The following is a 17,837-nucleotide window of genomic DNA, read 5'->3' as shown; positions in this document are numbered from 1 at the left end:
AGCCCCTGCAGGCGTGGCAACAGGGGCTGTGGGGACTGCTGATGCCACTCTGGTCAGAGTGGCCGGATTATCAGAAGGCGACCTTCAGTGTAGCCTGACCGTTGTAACCGTCAGCGCTGTTACCGCTGACGCTACGGGTATAACCGGCCTGCACGCCAAGTGCGACATTCTGCCGTACTCGCGCTTCAATACCCGCCTGCAGGTCAAGCGAGGTGCCATCCTGAGATGGCGTGAAGCTGACATTGCTGCCTGCAGTCGCGGTACCCATGCTCATCTCGCCGTCTGAACTGAAGGTGCGGATGACCGACGGACGCACCCACCAGTTCACCGGCAGCTCGCTTGCGCTGCGCTTCATGCTGTCAGCAAACCCTGCGACTGCAGAATTCCCCTGACCGAAGTCCATTTCAGACGAACTGCCGAAACGAAGTCCGGCACGCACATGCTGCGCACTGCCGTCACCAAAGTTCACGTAACCGCCGTTGTCATGCCCCTCATCCAGGGCCAGTCTCTGCCAGACGTACTGCAGCTGTGGTTCCAGCACCAGTCCCTGAGTGATGTTAAACGGCAGACCGGTTTCCAGAGAGGCCAGCCAGCCGGTGCCGTCAGTATCAAAACGGTTATCCGCAGAGCTGGCCTTCAGGCTGTGGCGGGAGCCCTGTGCCACCACATCGGCCCACAGACCACTGGTATCATGAACGGCTGTCAGATATCCGCCGAGGCTGTACACCGTGTCGCGCACGCTGCCTGCCGCAGAGCGGTCATCGTTTTTCACATCCACCAGCGACTGGCCTGCCGCGCCATACAGGCCACTGGTCAGGGAAAGCGAGCCGGTATCATGCTTCAGCAGGTCTCCGCCGAGCTGGATGAAGCCGTAGCTGCCACTGCTTTCCGGGGTGTCGCCCTGTGCAATGCCACCGTTACCATCATGCCCGGTATGCCCGCCCTGAATACGTCCCCAGAACCCCTGGTCGTTCACCGCACTGCTGCGCTGGTTGTATGTGCCTGCCAGTGTGCGGTCATAATCCATGCTCTGTGCAAACAAAGAGGCGTACAGTGCCACTTCGGCACGGTAGCCCGCTTCACTGGAGAGATACCAGTTTTCATCGGCACTGCCGTGGCTCAGGGTGTAGTTGTACGCCCCGGCCTGCAGTTTACGGCCCAGCGCAAAGGCTCCGGCTTCGGTGGTGGCCCCGTTAATCGCCTCCACCACTTTGATACCGTTGCCGGTTGTCGCCAGCCCCAGTCCGGCATCACCGGTATTGGTGAAATTCAGCCAGGTTTTACCGGTTGCCTGCCCGCCATCAATGACCAGCATATCGGTCGGGAAGGTCGGGTCATCAAGACGAATAGACAGATTAAGGGTGCCGTTGCGTCCTGTCAGATTCGTGACAGTCAGCGTTTCAGGGACAAACGGACTGTTTGCCGGTGCTGGCGCAAAACTGATGGTTCCGGCGTTATCCAGGTTATCAAGCACCGATTTCACCGCCGCACCACGCTGAATATTCCAGCGGGCACCGCTGTCGAGGGTGACGTCAGTCGGGTCAATCGCCCCGTTCATGACCGAGTTGCCGGTCAGGCGCACCTGCGTACCGGACTGTGCGATGATATCGCTGTTGATGATGGCATTATTCAGTGCCAGTGTACCCTGATTCAGGTTTACCTGTGACTGGGACAGCGTGCCGTTGCTGACCGTCAGGGTGCCGTCACCGTCTTTGAGTAGCTGCCCGTCACCGCTTACCGAACCGCTGATGACCGCGTTCTGACCGTTACCCGTGCTGAAGTGCAGTTGTCCGCTGTTGGTGGCGTTCCCCGTCAGCGATGCACCGTCGCCAAATGAGGTGGTACCGGTGAGCGTTCCGCCCTGCGCCACATTCAGTGTGCTGCCTGCCCCCACGGTGGTGTTATCCGCACTGCCATTACCCAGCACCGTGAACTGACTGCCGTTATCGAGGCGCAGGTTGCTGGCCTTGCCGGTTGCGCCGTCAATGCCGAATGCGCCGGAGGTGTTTGTGCCGCTGACCGTTGCGCCGGTATCGGCAATCAGCACACCGCCGTCATGCATCACGATGTTCTGCGCCTTACCGCCGGAGGAGACTGCCAGAATACCGCCCTGATTAACCTTAGTGGTATCGGCGCTGCCGTTACCCAGCACATCAAGACGCCCGCCGTTTTCCAGCAGCACGTTAGTGGCGCTGGCGGTCGCCGCATCCACACTGAAGTCCCCCAGGCTGTTGGTCCCGGAGACGGTGGCGCTGGTATTCGTCACCAGTGCGCCACCCGCATTCTGGGTAACATTCGTGGCGGCTCCTCCTGCATTCACCTGCAGTTTACCGTCCGCGTTAACCGTGGTGTTGTCCGCTGTCGCACCGCTTTGTACCACCTGCCAGCCGCCCGCATTGATTACCGTGTCTGCTGCGGATGCACCGGTATGCACGTACTGATTGCCGCCATCAAGACGGGTCGTGTGTGCCGAACCGTGCACACTCTGGTCGCCGCCCGCTTTAATCACTGTGCCGGTGGCAAGCCCACCGACGGCAATAATCTGACGACCATTCGCATTAATGGTGGTATCCGTTGCCGTACCGGCGACAAACATTCCGTCGCTGTTTTCCGCATCCGGGCCACCCTGTGCACCGGTGTTGACCACGGTACCGGTCGCCTGCGCCCCGGCTTTGACCAGCTGATATCCGCCTTCATTAATGACAGTACCGGATACGCTGCCGCCGCTGTGTACCCACTGCGCCCCGCCATTGAGCACCGTATCTGTCGCCTGACCATGTACACTCTGACCGCCGCCGCTGTTGACAGTGGTGTCCGTGGCGCTGCCGCCTGTCAGCACGCCCTGCAGACCGTTAGCGTTAATGGTCGTCTGGTTTGCCACACCTCCGGTCTGAACAAACTGGCCACCGCTGTTGGCATCGTCATCATCGCCATATTCTTGACCGGTGTTGATGACCGTGTTGTTTGCCGTACCGAAAACCAACTGGGTGTCATGGTTGCTGATAACAGTGTTGCTCGCCACGTCTCCGGCAACGATGGTACTGATATTGTCCGTCGCATCATCAGCCAGTGCCGCAGGGCTTGCCACCAGTCCGGCAACTGCCAGCGCGAGAACAGCAGTGCTGCGCTTTCCTTTTGCTTTTGCCAATTCTGAGACAACAACAAATGCTCCCAAAACTTCGTTCCATACCAGCCGGTAGCTGGTGTTCAGGTTTCGCTTCATCATAAATACCTTGTTGTGTGTAGAATTTCCCCTAAAAGGGTATCGGCAAGAAGCTGATTTCCTTTAGGTTGTAGTTATGTTGGTGATTGCCTGTTGAATAAACTGAAAATGCGGCAGTGCTCGGATAAAACTTAAATCTTCTGTCAGTCGGTAAAAGCGCTCGTTGCGTTTAAAACTCTCAGTGAGGGGCTGCACAAGGTGAATATCACTGAGCGAAAACACCACCGGACGGTCGTGATGCTCCGCAACCAGGTACCAGTGGCTCTGCTGGGCAATCAGCCTGTAAGGGGCCAGTCTTTCGCAACGATTTCCGTCAGTCAGCAACGTGACGCGCTGGCAGGTGGTAATAGCCTGTACCAGCCGGTAAAAGGACAGCTGGGTCGCAGGTGAGCCCACAGAAACCGCATCTCCGGTCAGGCAGGGGGCACCCTCGCAGTTCAGCAGCAGGCTCACCAGCCGACGGTCCAGCCCCGGAAAGAGACCGGCGATGCCGGTACGGTGGGCAAACGTCAGGACATCCAGCTCGCCCTGTGGCCCGGCCCCTGTCCGCAGGCGATAGCAGCCCTGATGGCATTCGAGATCCAGATAAATCAGCCGCTCACGAAAATCCCGGTAAAGGGTGCGGACTGACACATCAAACTCGGTTGCGAGCTTTTGCATGTCCAGCGTTTCACCCGCCACGAGGCGGCTGATAATCAGCGACAGCCTGACCGCCAGTCTGTCGTAGCGGCGCTCTGCCAGTGGCATGATGTATTCTCCGTGCAGGTTAACCGGTTGAAAGGCATGCGATTCTAAAGGAGGGGGTTGACAGGATATGTCTGCGGGAGCGGCTATTTTGAGGAAGGCCTGAAGCCTGTATCTGTCAGGCCTGCGCCATTTTCCGGTGAATTAACCGGCAAAAATCCCCGCCAGAAATGACAGGGAGTGTCATTTATTAACACCGCCGTAACGTTATTTGATGCAAAGTGTGAACTCACGCAGGGCAGAGACCACTGAGCATCGCTTCCGCCATCACCCACAGTGCCCGGTTAAGCTTCACGTCCCCGTCAATGCCACGCACGGCACGGGTATGCGTTCGCCCGCCTTTCGCACTCCGACCACTGAGCCCGCCCTTAATCAGGTTCTCCTGAATACGCTGATATGTGGTCCACAGATCATTGCTCTCATCCTGCCAGCGGCGTGGGGAGAGTATCTGAGGTGCTGTCACCGGCTGGTGGTCCTCACCGAAACGGTACGTCAGTGCAGCCTGTGCCAGAGCCTGTTGTGCAGGTGGCGGCAGCATCAGCGACTGCATGGCATCCCGCTTCTCTTCTACACGGTCAAAAATACCAAGTACTTCATACGCCCCCTCAATCACCTGACTCACGACATCTCCTTTGTGCGGCACACGCACCTCGCCAAACGACTCACCGCAGACAAGCCCGTTCTGGCATACCGCGCGGAATAATCCCGGCAGCATCTGATACGAGCTGGTGCCGTCATGAGAGTTGAGCAGAATGATTTCCGGGACTTGCTTGCCGGTAATTTTCCCCTCCCGACGCAGGCGCAGCATGTGCTTTGTGTGCTCGCGGCGACCTGGGTCACGCACCCGGGTCTGACAGGCAAAGAACGGCTGAAAACCCTCGCGTTGCAGGCTGTCCAGCAGGGAAATTGTAGGTATATACGTGTACCGCTCGCTGCGGGACGCATGTTTGTCTTCGCTGAACACACTGGGAACTGTGCGGAACAGCTCCTCACGGGTTAACGGACGGTCACGACGAATAAGGTTTGCTGCGCCAAAGCGCGAAGCCAGACGGGTCATAAGCAGACTCCTTGTTGATTCAGAAAACAGATAAAAGAAAGCCCTGTCGCACAGTGGCGACAGGGCTCTAGAAATACTGGAACAGAAAGGGTTAAGCTCTCAGAAGAAGAAATCCCAAACGGCGCGAACCGTGCTCACCACCATATCCCGCACACTGCGAATGAGCGATTTCACCGGCTCCGGCACAAAAGGCAGCGAAGCAACGGCATCAACAACCTCACCTGCAGCTTCACCAAAACGGTCCCGGGCCTGCGATTTTACGGGCTCGCTCCGTAATGTTTCGTGCAGTTGTGCACTGAGCGGACTGCTGGCACGGGCTGGCAGGCTGCGCATCATCGTTTCCACCAGTGACCCGAGCCCCCATCCCGTTCGTGCTGACACCGCGCACATTGGATTTGATGGTGTAAACAACTGTCGGATATCACTGAGCTTGCGGCTGAGATTGATTTTCTGGCGGGATGACGGAGAGCCGCAGGTGGCATCCCATTCATGGCAGGGCTCCAGCTTGTCGACCTGGTTGACCACAAACAGCACCTTGTGACGGTGAGAACCAATCACTTCGCGATAAAAACGCTCATCCACCGACAACGCCCTGTCATCGGCTTTAATCACCCACAGCACCAGGTCCAGTTGTGGCAACTGGCGCCGGTACAGTGCCTGATATTCCCGGTCACGGACCTCGCTTTCACCGACACCCGGCAGGTCCACCAGCACCATGCTGTGCCGTCCAACTCGCAGCCGACAGCGCTGGGGTGCACGGGTACAGGCAGATACATCACTGACCGGGGACACGTCTCCGGCAAACAGGGCATTACACAGCGACGATTTACCGGCCCCGGTTTTGCCCATAATGCCAATCACTGGTTCGTAACTGGTTAACTGGTTCAGTTGCTGCAGAATGCGCTCAGATACCCAGTGCGGCAGACCGGACAGCGAGTGCTGCAGCGGCTCCGTACCTTCAGGATTATTCATTTCTATTCCTCTGAAAAAGAAAACAAAAATGGCAGAACCTTACGGTTCTGCCATTAATTGAGGTATGCTCAAGAGGATGATATATATCTGATTTATTTTAGATTGTTACCGCTAATGCGCTTGAACTCCTCTTCAATCATTTCCTGAAGAGCATCTGCTGTACTGAGATGTCTGTTGCGGGAGATAATTTTCAGCTTCTCCCGGGTTTTAAAGTCGATGAAAACCTGAAGAGAAATCTTATCTGATTTACTGTTTTTATATTTTCTCTGAGCTTTGGCACTATTGAAGGCCAACCTGAAAAGCTTTATGGAATTACTGTCAGTAAAGTGATTTGCGCACCAGATATCAAACGAAAGTTGGATACAGTTAAAAATTTCTCTTGTTCCGGAGAATACTGAATATTTATCCAGTGCAATGTTTTCTTTTTTAAGCTGATCCCATGTCCACTGACATTCATCATTATCTTCTGGTGAGACTTCCCTGAACGGGGTCTTTATCTTAAAGACTTGTATCCATGATTGTTTAATTCTTTCCAGCAGTTCGTTTCTTGCTCGTTGATCAGACATCAAATCGAGAATTCGAATAATCTGGATAAGTTGCCCTCTGGCATTCGAAGGATACTTGTTTTTTGACAGATAATCGGCAATGACAATACTAACGTGACTGTGACGAGATAGTTCCTTTAAAACACCAGAGGGATCTCGGGACAAATGATCCATAAGTGTATGCCAGCCGAAAAAACAAGCCCGTTCACTGCTTTCCAGCCATGAAAAACTCTCAAGTGGAAGAAGAGATTGCCTGCAATTTCGCCGCATATCCTCCAGCAGGCGAAACATTTCAGTATCTGTAAAAGTCGTGGGTAAATCACTCCAGTGCTTACGTATATGTCGGATGTAATCTTCGGGGGCACACCCCGGAGAAGGAGGAGGTAAATCTAACTTCCGTTCATTCAAAAAATGTAAATAATAATTATTTACCCTTTCATTTTCGTCTTCTTTTGTCAAAATCCGGTGTTTCATACAATCCTCTGCTGCCTATTTTTAATACAAAATAATGTGATAATAACTAAATATTAGTAGTATAAAAAGATAATAAAAACGCAATGTAAAGGTAATTATTATTGTTGATAATTTTGCTGTATAGGCCTGTAATCACGGTTTTGAGTAGGGGTTCTTATCATAAATTACCAGCTGCACCTCTGTTCCTGGTGATATTGCCAGAGTTACTGCACTTCAGGTCTGCTATCGCATACGGCTTCTCAGGGACAGCGTCTTCTCTTTTTGTTTACGGTAATGCTTTGGTCGCTTATGGATATCTGGCTAAAGAGAAGTTAAAACACGGTCAGTACTACTACGGTGCCAGCGAAGTGTTCCCATTGAGTGGACTGGGCAGGCCTCGGGGTATCCGCTAAAGCCAACATTTTTTACAGCACCACCGGTATCTATGCCGGAGCGGGCAACAGAAATTCATAACCCGACTCCGATATCCATTTAGCTACCGGAGAATCCAACAATGACCATCAAACCTTCCCTGCTCGAAGATCAGTTTGTCGATATGGTGTTTATCACCCGCCTACTTGGGGTTAGTGATAAATGGATATACCGACTCATCAAGGAAGGGCTTTTCCCTAAACAGATAAAGCTGGGACGCAGCTCTCGCTGGTTGCAAAGCGAAGTGGAAGCCTGGCTTCAGGCCCGTATTGAAGAATCCCGCAAACAGTAGTAAGCCTCACTTCACCAAATAACATTCATCCAGGCCGTGCTTGCACTATCCGCACTCTGCGGAGGCTTACGGCTGCCTGAAATTTAAGAATCAAGGAAAATCACCTATGAAAAACATCCCATTGCTTAACCATTACCAGGCCTGGCTAAATGACTTTACTCGCATCAATTTGTGTCATGGTTTGTGTCAGCAGGAAATAGAGCACTGGCACAAGCTGGCGGTTACATCGTGCCGGTCGCCGGGTGGCGTAATTGTCGTCCCACAGTATCTGTTACAGGTCACTCAAACATCCCACGAGGAAGAGTGTGCCGTTATTCCCCGTCTGAACAAACAAACTGATTATTCTCTGTTGCCTGGCGTGTTGCTCAGTGAATGTTACCGTCTTGGGAAAAGCAGACTGGCGGAACAATTACAAATGCTGTTCCGGCTGCATACACAACCGGGTTCTCGACAGGCGCTTACGCTGCTGTGCTGGTGTGAACTGGTCTCAGGCCGGGATCTAGATGAATGGTATACGCTGCACTTACCGCTTCCTGACACGTTGAAGCAATGGATGTCAGAAAAACAAGAATCATATCGGGGACTGAAAACGTTGACTGAGAATTATATTCGTGCCACCAGGCCAATGTGAGGTCTGGAAAATGCGAGTACAAAAATGTTATATCGCACAGCGTAGAACCGGCGAAATTGTGCCTGCCCGCCAGGTGAATATGGCAGAAAGTGAAGAGTGGCGCTGCCACCATTGTCAGTGCCCATTGATATTCCACCTCCCCACCAGAACTTCACCGTCATGGTTTGAACATGATATTCCACGGGGACAACCGGAAGTCCTTTTGCAGTGCCCCTGGTTGGCACCAGCAAGTGGGAAGTCTTCCACCATAGAGAAACTTCAGCAACTCGTGGCACAACTGCCTCCAGTCATTACAACAACCCAATGGCAGTGCACGATGTGCGGCCTGTCATACGGCGGTGAGAAACGCTGCCCTCAATGCAGAAAAGGGATATACAGTCGGGAGATACGAATTTAGTGATACGTACCAGGCAATCATGGGATTGATTGGTACACCAGAAAGTTATTATATGGGGGCATATAACTTCGGAGTAAAAATCAATCACTTTCCATCATCCGGCCCTTGGTGCTGGTGGATTGGTCATTAGTAGTCCACGACGGGTTGGTAATATTAATTAACCAACTGATATATAAACAATATCATCTCAATGCCACACCCGTATACGGCTACTCATACACGATAGCCTTAATGGCTGGTCTTACCCCCCTTTAAATCCTTAATCCCTTTAACTGCCTATTACGGGTAAGGCTTTGCCCTGCCCGTAATTCATTACCCAAGGAAATTATATGTTTGACAATATCTGTCTCGATAGACGACACGCACCATTCAACACCACTTACCTGCAACGTATTCTACGCGTTATCGATAACGCGACTGCAGAACACGCACGCACAATGGCGGTACGGGTAGACCTGCGTCTTCCTGACAATATGCTCATTAACCGACAGGGCCTGATATCTCGCTTCATTGAATCCCTCGATGCGAAGATTGCTGCACGCTACAGAAGTAAGTTGAAACAGGGCACACGAACATATCCATGCCACCTTCGCGATGCCTGGGTTCGGGAGGTGGGTGAGATTAATCAGAAATCGCATTACCACATGGTGTTGTTCGTGAATAACGATACGTTCAATGGACTGGGAAGTTACAAAGAAGGCGGGACGGGCCTGGCGTCTCTGATACGAGAGGCCTGGTTGAGTGCTTTGCAGCTTAGTCACCGCCCAGAGCACTGGACGCTAGCCCGCTTTCCCGATAACCCACTTTATTACCTGGATATTAACTCCCACGGTTACAGCGAGGTATATGATCAACTGACGTTTCGCTTGAGTTACTTCGCTAAAGAGAGAACCAAATCCTACAGCCGTCAAGAGCGTTCTTTTGGCTGTAGTCAGTGTTAATACCTCTTGAGGCATCTATGGAAAAGGGGAATTGCTTCGTAGGCAATTCCAGAAATTAATGAATGCCATTCATAATCCCTATCCTCCCCCCTGTGCTTACAAGTCCGCTTTGAGCGAGGAGCGGACGTGACCGTTACTTTTGCAGCTGATGACAGCATGACTCAAATCTTGGCGTATTGAGCAACAGGGAGCAGGTCAGATTACGAAGAATAGTCATTGAGTAGCTATTCAGGTTTAAAGCTTGATCTGCCGTTAGCTGAACGCCACTTCTTTATCTCATTGATGATCCCTTGTGTTGAATTATCTGCATTTGGCTTTGGTCGATAAATTAAATCCCATTTATCAGGATGCTCAGTCAGTTGACCAAACTCATAAATAGCCTTGCTATGTTCAGCTTCAGATGCGAAATCCACCATTCTGATTTTTGTAATGAAATCATAGAATTCTTTCTCGGTATAATTGGACAATTTTTTATCAGTCATTTTATTTATCCTAAGGAAAATCAATGTGCCGTTTAGGTATTATGACCTGTTTTCCATAAAGTAACATATCACGATGTTATGAATGTCCGTTCCTGGCACAAAGCGGACCGCCTGAAGCGTTGCGAGGTCTGCTATGAGCGAAAGGTGGACGCCCGCATAGCGTTAACAGGCGTCCGATATTTTGAAGTGGGCTGATTACTTAACACGCTTCCCCGTTTCGCCAATGACCTTCTCGCCATCCTCTTTGGTAAACGCTCCTTTCTGACGTTCCGGAAGAATATCCAGTACCTCTTCGGAAGGGCGACACAGTTTAGTTCCCAGTGGCGTCACCACAATCGGACGGTTAATCAGAATCGTATGTTGCAGCATAAAGTCGATTAGCTGGTCGTCAGTAAATTTATCTTCTACAAGACCCAGTACCTCATACGGCTCGACGTTCTTACGCAGCAAAGCACGGACGGAAATGCCCATATCCGCAATGAGTTTGACCAGCTCATCGCGTGAAGGTGGGTTTTCGAGGTAAAGAATAACGGTCGGTTCAGTACCGCTGTTTCGGATCATCTCCAACGTATTACGCGACGTGCCGCAGGCTGGATTGTGATAAATGGTGATGTTGCTCATATCAGTATCTCATTACAAAGTGAAAGAGAGACGTAGCGCCAGCGCGGCCAGCGTTACAAACAGCACAGGCAGAGTCATGACGATCCCGGTGCGGAAATAGTATCCCCAGGTGATGGTCATGTTCTTCTGTGAAAGGACATGCAGCCAGAGCAGCGTTGCCAGGCTACCAATCGGTGTAATTTTCGGTCCCAGATCGCAGCCAATCACGTTGGCATAAATCATCGCCTCTTTGATAACGCCTGTTGCGGTGCTGCCATCAATAGAGAGAGCGCCAACCAGCACGGTAGGCATATTGTTCATGATGGAAGACAGGAAAGCCGTCAGGAAGCCGGTACCAAACGTCGCGGCCCAAAGTCCTTTATCTGCCAACACGTTCAGCACACCGGAGAGGTATTCTGTTAGTCCGGCATTACGCAGACCATAGACCACCAGATACATCCCCAGCGAGAATATGACGATCTGCCATGGCGCACCACGCAGCACTTTGCCAGTGTTAATGGCATTGCCTCGTTTCGCCACCGCAAACAGGATTACAGCGCCAACAGCCGCAATCGCGCTAACGGGAATACCGAGCGGCTCAAGAACGAAAAAGCCAACCAGAAGAAGGATCAACACGATCCAGCCGGTTCTGAAGGTTGCCAGATCTTTAATCGCTTTTGCCGGTGCTTTCAGGAGAGCCAGGTCGTAAGTAGGCGGAATATCTTTGCGGAAGAACAGATGCAGCATAACCAGCGTGGCAAAAATGGCTGCAATATCAACCGGCACCATTACCGACGCATATTTGGTGAATCCCAGACCAAAGAAGTCCACCGAGACGATATTCACCAGGTTCGACACGATAAGCGGCAGACTGGCTGTATCGGCAATAAACCCGGCGGCCATGACAAATGCCAGCGTAGTACCTTTACTGAACCCTAATGCCAGCAGCATGGCGATGACTATCGGCGTCAGAATAAGTGCCGCACCATCGTTGGCAAACAGTGCCGCTACCGCTGCGCCGAGCAGGACGATCCAGGTAAAGAGCAAACGACCACGACCATTCCCCCAACGAGATACGTGCAGCGCTGCCCATTCGAAAAAACCTGATTCATCAAGCAGCAGGCTGATGATAATCACGGCAATAAAGGTCGCTGTCGCGTTCCAGACGATATTCCACACCACCGGAATATCGCTTACATGCACAACACCAGATATCAGAGCCAGCCCCGCACCCAGCATCGCACTCCAGCCAATCCCTAATCCCTTCGGTTGCCAGATAACCAACACGATGGTCAGGACAAAAATAGCGCCTGCCAGTAACATAAAACCTCCTGACAGGGCGACTTTGTCGCCCTGTATATGCCAAAAAATTAACTCATCAACTCTCTGAGCTTTTCAATACCGGCGGGCTCTGACGCCAGCACCGGAACAAGCGCTATACGGTCAGCGTGCTGATTCTTAACAGCCTCAATCTGAGGCACTTCCTTCCGGGCACGCTGGCAAAGCAACGGAGAACACGTATCCGCAATGGAAAGGCTGTTATTGATAATCCAGCCCCACGGATGAATCCCCGCTCTTTCAAGGTCAGTCTGCAGGTTAGTCGCTTCCAGTACCGGTGTGGTTTCAGGCAAAGTGACCAGCAGGACTTTGGTGCGTTCCGGGTCCTGAAGCTGCATCATCGGAGTGGAAAAATGACCTTTATCCCCCATCTTCTTGGCAATCTCACGGTGATAAGCCCCGGTAGCATCAAGCAGTAATAGCGTATGCCCGGTAGGTGCCGTATCCATGACCACAAACCGTTTGCCTGCTTCACGGATTACGCGTGAGAACGCCTGGAACACCGCAATCTCTTCCGTGCAAGGAGAACGTAAATCCTCTTCGAGCAGCCGTTTCCCTGCCTCATCCAGATTCCTGCCTTTCGTCTCAAGAACATGCTGCCGATAGCGTTCAGTTTCATCGTGAGGGTTGATTCGGCTGACCTGCAGATTTTTGAGACTTCCATTGAGCGTTGCACTGAGATGTGCAGCGGGATCTGAGGTGGTGAGATGGACATCAAATCCCATATCCGCCAGCCTGACGGCGATGGCAGCAGCCATCGTGGTTTTACCTACGCCACCTTTGCCCATCAGCATAATCAAACCGTGTTCACTGCGAGCGATATCATCAACCAGGACAGAGAGCGATAAGTTTTCAGGCGTGTACAGGACGTTCGTTGCAGGCAGCGGTAATGCTCTTGCACTGGTGTCCAGTAGTCCCTTCAATGCAGACACGCCAACCATGTTGACTGGCTGGAGTAATAAGGTATCTGTCGATAGCTCAGATAAACCGGCAGGAAGATTTGCCAGTGCTTCCTGTTCCCGTTGCCATATCGCAGCGGCAAGGGCGTCATGTTCAGCTTCTGCTTTAGGCAGCACACCATTAATAACCAGGTACTGGTTTTTCAGGCCAATTGCAGCCAGTTCTTCATGAGTGCGGGCGACTTCCTGCAGCGTAGATTTTTGCAGTCGTGCAACCAGAACCAAGCGGGTACGTTCAGGATCGGATAGCGCCTCTACTGCATGAGCATACTGCTCACGCTGCTTTTCCAGCCCGGCCATTGGGCCAAGACAGGAAGCACCATCTGTATTACTTTCAATGAAGCTACTCCAGGCACCGGGAAGCTGGAGAAGGCGAATAGTGTGGCCCGTCGGCGCTGTATCAAAAATGATGTGATCAAAGCGGGTCAGCAGAGAAGCGTCGGTCAGTAAGCCAGTAAACTCATCGAACGCCGCAATCTCAGTCGTACAGGCTCCTGAAAGCTGTTCGCTGATACTGTTAACAACGTCATCAGGCAGAAGACCTTTGATAGGATCAACGATTCTGGAGCGGTATTGTTGGGCGGCTTCCTGCGGGTCAATCTCCAGAGCAGAAAGCCCAGGAACTGCCGTCACAGGGCGAATGGTGTTACCGATAGCCTGGTCGAATACCTGGCCGACATTCGAGGCAGGATCGGTACTGACCAGCAAAACCCGCTTACCCTGTTCGGCAAGGCGGATAGCCGTCGCGCAGGAAATGGAAGTTTTTCCTACGCCTCCCTTACCGGTAAAAAACAGATAAGGCGGGATGTTCTGTAAGAATTTCATATGTCCTCCTGACATATCAGCAACAGGAAGTATTACCACCACAGCAGCTGGTGGGAGCTAACCCTACCCTCTCCAGCGGTATACCAAACCAGCGAGCTATCTCAGCACGTTTTGGGTACCGCCCTGCCATCACCGTTTCACCGTCCAACAGCAGTAGCGGAAGCCCTTCTGCTCCAGATGCTTCGAGGAATACTTTCGCTTTCTCATTATGAACAAAGCTCATGGGCTGCTGCGCCAGGTTGTAACGTTCAACCTGTACGCCACGTCCTTTCAGCCACTGCACATCAGCAGAGAAATCAACCAGAACCTGATCGACATCTGAGCCACATACGCCGGTACTGCAGCACATTGCCGGGTCAAACACCGTTAACGTCTTCATTCTGAATACCTCACATTCGAAAAATCATATATGTTCAGGCAAATTTTTTAGATGCAAACAGCCTTACCGCTACCAGAGCAGTTTGCCGATGCCAGCTTACGGGCGATGGCCTGTACGTCGTCCTGTTGGCTTAACCAAGCCTGCTCAATTACCTGAGCAGCCCATGAAGGAATATGCGGAGATAAGCGGTAGTGAACCCACTTGCCCTGCTTGCGATCCAGCAATAGTCCACTTTCCCGGAGCATTGCCAGATGACGGGAGATCTTGGGCTGTGACTGATCCAGCGCCGTGCAGAGATCACACACGCACAGCTCTCCCATCTCCCTGAGCAGCAACACGATACCCAAACGGGTTTCATCGGAGAGGTTTTTGAAGAGTTGTAGGGGGATAAGCGACATTAAGGACTCCTGTTTTTCTCTGATACTAATCAGATTAACATATATGTAAAATCGTATTCAATTTGATATCTATACAACCTGTTTTGATAATTTATTACCTTTAGATACCTACTCTAAAGTGAAAGCATCTCCAATTTTGCTAATCATAGGTTTACAACAATGAATGAGAGGATATTATCATCAAAAGTGTTCATCATGGATGAGACGAAAATGAGTTCGACACAGCAAGATTACCTCTACAGACAGTTCTTTCGGTTAAAAGTACATGAATGTATGGGAGACAGTTTTCAGGCGCTTTTTTCGAAGGTTATGCAATACGCGACTCCTGGCTTTCAAGCTGTTTCCCCTTGGGGAAACTGGGGAGATGGCGGGAATGATGGGTGGATTGCTCATGAGGCTCATTACTTCCAAGTTTATGGACCTAAACCTTCAAATCAAACCAAAGAGCTAGGAGCTGTTAATAAATCGATTGGCGACTTTGATAAATTAGTCGCCAAATGGGGGAAAGTATCAAAATATACTTTTGTAATGAATGATTATTTTAAGGGTATTCCAGCACCTGTTGGACTTTCATTAAATACACTTGCAATCAGTAAAAGTCTTAATCACGCAGGTGCAATGGGCGGGATGGAGCTCCTTCAAAAGTTTATGTCATTATCCGAGGGTGAAAAGCAAGATATTGTAGGTTTCATTCCTGAGGTTGATTTAGACTTTACAGATACTCGAGCTGTTGGCGAAGTATTGACTTTTTTAGCACAAAAATCTTCTTCACCCATGAATTTTTTAAGTGAAACAGCCCCGGACTTCGAAGATAAAATAAAAATAAATGGTATTACAAAACCAATAAAAAGCAGGCTGGAATCTTTTAGCTATCAACTATATTTGATAAATGAATTTTTAGATTCTGTTGATAGCGGTCTTGAACAAACTATAGCTCAAGAAGTTAAAGATACTTATGCAAAAAGTAAATTGGCGATAACTGAAGATAACCACAATTATGCAGATTTAAGATATACTTGGATGATAGATAAACTCCTTCCCCCGCAAGTTCCCACAAGTGCGGTCGCGAGTTATCGATTTGCAGCAGAGTTAATTTTAGCTAAATATTTTGAGACATGTGATGCTTATGAACATCCAAGCAATGCTTCTGCCACATAAGCATGTTAGGTTTAGTAACTCCCTAATTGCGATTGCAGGATACATCCGTTCGTTAATTGATGGACCGGTATCCATAGAAGAATTATGGACAAAAATAGAGCGGAAAAATAAATCAACGATAATCACGCCCTCTTTTACACAATTTATGCTTGCCGTAGACATTCTTTTTTGCATCAAACAAATAACGCTAGATAATGAAAACAGAATAATGCCAATCTGTTGCAATGATGACAAATTACAAAATAAGGAAAGTTAAATGAAGTTAATTCGCTTAACTTGCGATCAGCCAACTTTTCATCCAGTGTATTTCAATGATACAGGACTAACGTTGATCATTGGTGATAGCTCTAAAGAAAAAGAAGGCAGTAGTAACGGAGTCGGTAAGACACTTATTCTCGGTCTCATTCAACATTGTTTAGGAGCTAATGCTGATAAAAAATTAACTTCAGCAGTTCCAGATTGGTGGTTCTCTTTACTTTTTTCTCATAATGGAGTTGAATACTTAATATCTAGAACGGGCAATGGGAAAAAATTATTATTAAATGACAAAACAATATCTTTAAAAGCATTTAAAGATTTATTAGATAAAATAGGGATATTTAATCTTGAGAATAACATTCCGTATTTATCATTCAGATCTTTATTTAAGCGTTTTTCGCGATATACCAGAGATGACTGCATCAGTCCAACTAGGACAAAAAAGGAGCAGGACTTTGAAGCATTGCTTCGCACCGCATTTCTTCTCGGTATAGATCATAATTTAATATTATCTAAAAGAAATAATAAGCAGGAGCTGGATAAAGTAAGTCAATCGCTAAAAAATTGGCAAGACGATGATATTCTAAAAGACATGTTTAGAGCAGGCTCTCAACCTAAAGTACGCTATGAGTGGCTAGAAAGAGAGATCCCAAGACTGCAGGATGAACTGAATGCATTTCAAGTTCACGAGCAATACAGAGTTATTGAGAATGAAACAAACAGTTTAACTATAAAATTACGAGAAGTTGAAAAAAACAAAAATATAGCTGAATTTAAAGTAAATAATATAGAAAAAACTTTATTAGCACACCCTGACATTTCAAGAGAAGACCTTCTTGAACTGTACAATGGCTTACAAGAGATTTTCAAGCCAGAAACATTGGCCCATTTTGAGTCAGTTGAAAATTTTCACAAATCATTATCTTTTAACAGAAAGAAAAGACTTGAAAATGATAAAATAAAACTTTTGTTAGAAATTGAATCTCTTAAAATTGACATTAAGGATATTTCAGCATTGCGTGATTCATATTTGGAATCCCTGCAAGGCAAGAAAGCATTTGACGAATACGCAGTCATAGCTAGACAACTAGCTGAATTTAAAGAAGAAAAAGAAAGGTTACATGATTATTTAAATTTTGCTATTAACCTTCAACAGAAAGCTCAAAATCTAAGAGAACGAAAAGTTGAACAAGACAGATTAGCGGTAAACTATGCTTCTACAAATCCTCTTTCAGAATACGATAAAATTTTTGCTGAGCTCGCAGAAATAATGTACCCAAGGGTACCAGCAGGAATAGTTTTGGATGTTAATACTGGTGACAACAAAATTCGTTATGATCTAAGCATCCAAATCGAGGGTGATGATTCGGATGGGATCAATGATGCTAGGATATTATGCTTTGACTGGTTAGTATTTACATGTGGTGAAAACCATGCCATGGATATGCTATGGCATGATAACCGTCTTTTTGCTGATATAGATCCAGGTGTTCGCGCAAGATGGTTCTCATTTGTCAATCAGTCATTAAAACGAAGCGGAAAGCAATATATAGCATCTTTAAACACTGAAAACTTTAATGCTATGGAAACAACTTTATCTGAAATCGAAATGTTAGAACTGAAATCAAAAATTGTTCTTACTCTACGTGGCGATAAAGCAGAGAATAAACTTCTCGGCATTCAATTTGGAAGTAAAAAGTAATCCTCCGGCAGGCACAGCCTGCCGAGTATCATTTGCTTGCTCGTTATCGGT

General features: G+C 49.2%; 18 protein-coding genes. 7 read left to right on the top strand and 11 right to left on the bottom strand.

Annotated features, from left to right (window positions below):
- Positions 1-70 precede the first annotated feature (70 nt).
- The 5 genes from MY052_RS04345 to MY052_RS04325 all read right to left on the bottom strand — a co-directional run bounded on the left by MY052_RS04345 (position 71) and on the right by MY052_RS04325 (position 7,015).
- Positions 71-3,223: an AIDA repeat-containing protein gene (locus tag MY052_RS04345; RefSeq protein ID WP_248538896.1), complete on the bottom strand. Its 3,153-nt coding sequence runs from the start codon at positions 3,221-3,223 to the stop codon at positions 71-73.
- A 63-nt stretch (positions 3,224-3,286) separates the two neighbouring features.
- Positions 3,287-3,970: a helix-turn-helix transcriptional regulator gene (locus MY052_RS04340; protein WP_123268950.1), complete on the bottom strand. Its 684-nt coding sequence runs from the start codon at positions 3,968-3,970 to the stop codon at positions 3,287-3,289.
- Positions 3,971-4,196: 226 nt separating this feature from the next.
- Positions 4,197-5,024: a DUF932 domain-containing protein gene (locus tag MY052_RS04335; RefSeq protein WP_248538263.1), complete on the bottom strand. Its 828-nt coding sequence runs from the start codon at positions 5,022-5,024 to the stop codon at positions 4,197-4,199.
- Between the two features lie 99 nt (positions 5,025-5,123).
- A complete protein-coding gene (locus MY052_RS04330; protein WP_248538262.1) occupies positions 5,124-5,996 on the bottom strand; it encodes a GTPase family protein in 873 nt (290 codons plus the stop codon).
- 92 nt (positions 5,997-6,088) lie between these two features.
- A complete protein-coding gene (locus tag MY052_RS04325; RefSeq protein ID WP_248538261.1) occupies positions 6,089-7,015 on the bottom strand; it encodes a hypothetical protein in 927 nt (308 codons plus the stop codon).
- 493 nt (positions 7,016-7,508) lie between these two features.
- Between MY052_RS04325 and MY052_RS04320 the strand changes: the two genes are divergently transcribed.
- From MY052_RS04320 to MY052_RS04305, 4 genes are all read left to right on the top strand, one after another.
- On the top strand, positions 7,509-7,718 hold the full coding sequence (locus MY052_RS04320) for a helix-turn-helix transcriptional regulator (RefSeq protein ID WP_049003182.1): 210 nt from the start codon (positions 7,509-7,511) through the stop codon (positions 7,716-7,718).
- Between the two features lie 106 nt (positions 7,719-7,824).
- The gene (locus MY052_RS04315; RefSeq protein WP_049003181.1) at positions 7,825-8,349 is read left to right on the top strand and encodes a hypothetical protein; all 525 of its coding nucleotides are present in this window, start codon (positions 7,825-7,827) and stop codon (positions 8,347-8,349) included.
- Between the two features lie 10 nt (positions 8,350-8,359).
- A complete protein-coding gene (locus MY052_RS04310) occupies positions 8,360-8,746 on the top strand; it encodes a putative zinc ribbon protein (RefSeq protein WP_101743250.1) in 387 nt (128 codons plus the stop codon).
- Positions 8,747-9,075: 329 nt separating this feature from the next.
- On the top strand, positions 9,076-9,687 hold the full coding sequence (locus MY052_RS04305) for an inovirus Gp2 family protein (protein WP_048998200.1): 612 nt from the start codon (positions 9,076-9,078) through the stop codon (positions 9,685-9,687).
- Positions 9,688-9,911: 224 nt separating this feature from the next.
- Here MY052_RS04305 and MY052_RS04300 read toward each other — a convergent pair whose 3' ends face one another.
- From MY052_RS04300 to arsR, 6 genes are all read right to left on the bottom strand, one after another.
- Positions 9,912-10,169, bottom strand: a complete 258-nt coding sequence (locus MY052_RS04300; RefSeq protein ID WP_123652887.1) for a bacteriocin immunity protein — start codon at positions 10,167-10,169, stop codon at positions 9,912-9,914.
- Between the two features lie 195 nt (positions 10,170-10,364).
- Complete coding sequence (arsC, locus tag MY052_RS04295) at positions 10,365-10,790, bottom strand: glutaredoxin-dependent arsenate reductase (RefSeq protein WP_048998205.1); 426 nt, start codon at positions 10,788-10,790, stop codon at positions 10,365-10,367.
- Between the two features lie 12 nt (positions 10,791-10,802).
- Positions 10,803-12,092, bottom strand: a complete 1,290-nt coding sequence (arsB, locus tag MY052_RS04290; RefSeq protein ID WP_248538260.1) for an arsenic transporter — start codon at positions 12,090-12,092, stop codon at positions 10,803-10,805.
- Positions 12,093-12,139: 47 nt separating this feature from the next.
- On the bottom strand, positions 12,140-13,891 hold the full coding sequence (arsA, locus tag MY052_RS04285; RefSeq protein WP_248538259.1) for an arsenical pump-driving ATPase: 1,752 nt from the start codon (positions 13,889-13,891) through the stop codon (positions 12,140-12,142).
- A gap of 16 nt (positions 13,892-13,907) precedes the next feature.
- The gene (gene arsD, locus MY052_RS04280; protein ID WP_046449097.1) at positions 13,908-14,270 is read right to left on the bottom strand and encodes an arsenite efflux transporter metallochaperone ArsD; all 363 of its coding nucleotides are present in this window, start codon (positions 14,268-14,270) and stop codon (positions 13,908-13,910) included.
- A 47-nt stretch (positions 14,271-14,317) separates the two neighbouring features.
- Positions 14,318-14,668 carry a transcriptional regulator gene (gene arsR, locus MY052_RS04275; protein ID WP_248188261.1) on the bottom strand — a complete coding sequence of 117 codons (351 nt, stop codon included), beginning with the start codon at positions 14,666-14,668 and terminating at the stop codon, positions 14,318-14,320.
- A 195-nt stretch (positions 14,669-14,863) separates the two neighbouring features.
- On the opposite strand from arsR, the gene MY052_RS04270 reads away from it, so the two are divergent.
- The 3 genes from MY052_RS04270 to MY052_RS04265 are packed head-to-tail and all read left to right on the top strand — an operon-like array spanning position 14,864 to position 17,786.
- Complete coding sequence (locus MY052_RS04270) at positions 14,864-15,826, top strand: ABC-three component system protein (protein WP_248538258.1); 963 nt, start codon at positions 14,864-14,866, stop codon at positions 15,824-15,826.
- Positions 15,789-16,082, top strand: coding sequence for an ABC-three component system middle component 6 (locus tag MY052_RS24250; protein ID WP_046449099.1), 294 nt, complete (start codon positions 15,789-15,791; stop codon positions 16,080-16,082). The genes MY052_RS04270 and MY052_RS24250 overlap by 38 nt, the downstream gene beginning before the upstream one ends.
- Entirely contained in the window at positions 16,083-17,786 is a 1,704-nt protein-coding gene (locus MY052_RS04265) for a DUF2326 domain-containing protein (RefSeq protein ID WP_248538257.1), read from the top strand.
- Positions 17,787-17,837 lie beyond the last annotated feature (51 nt).

This window comes from Kluyvera ascorbata (genome assembly GCF_023195735.1).
Classification (GTDB): domain Bacteria; phylum Pseudomonadota; class Gammaproteobacteria; order Enterobacterales; family Enterobacteriaceae; genus Kluyvera; species Kluyvera ascorbata.
The sequence above is the reverse complement of the archived record's forward strand: the minus strand, read 5'-3'. Positions and strand labels throughout refer to the sequence as shown.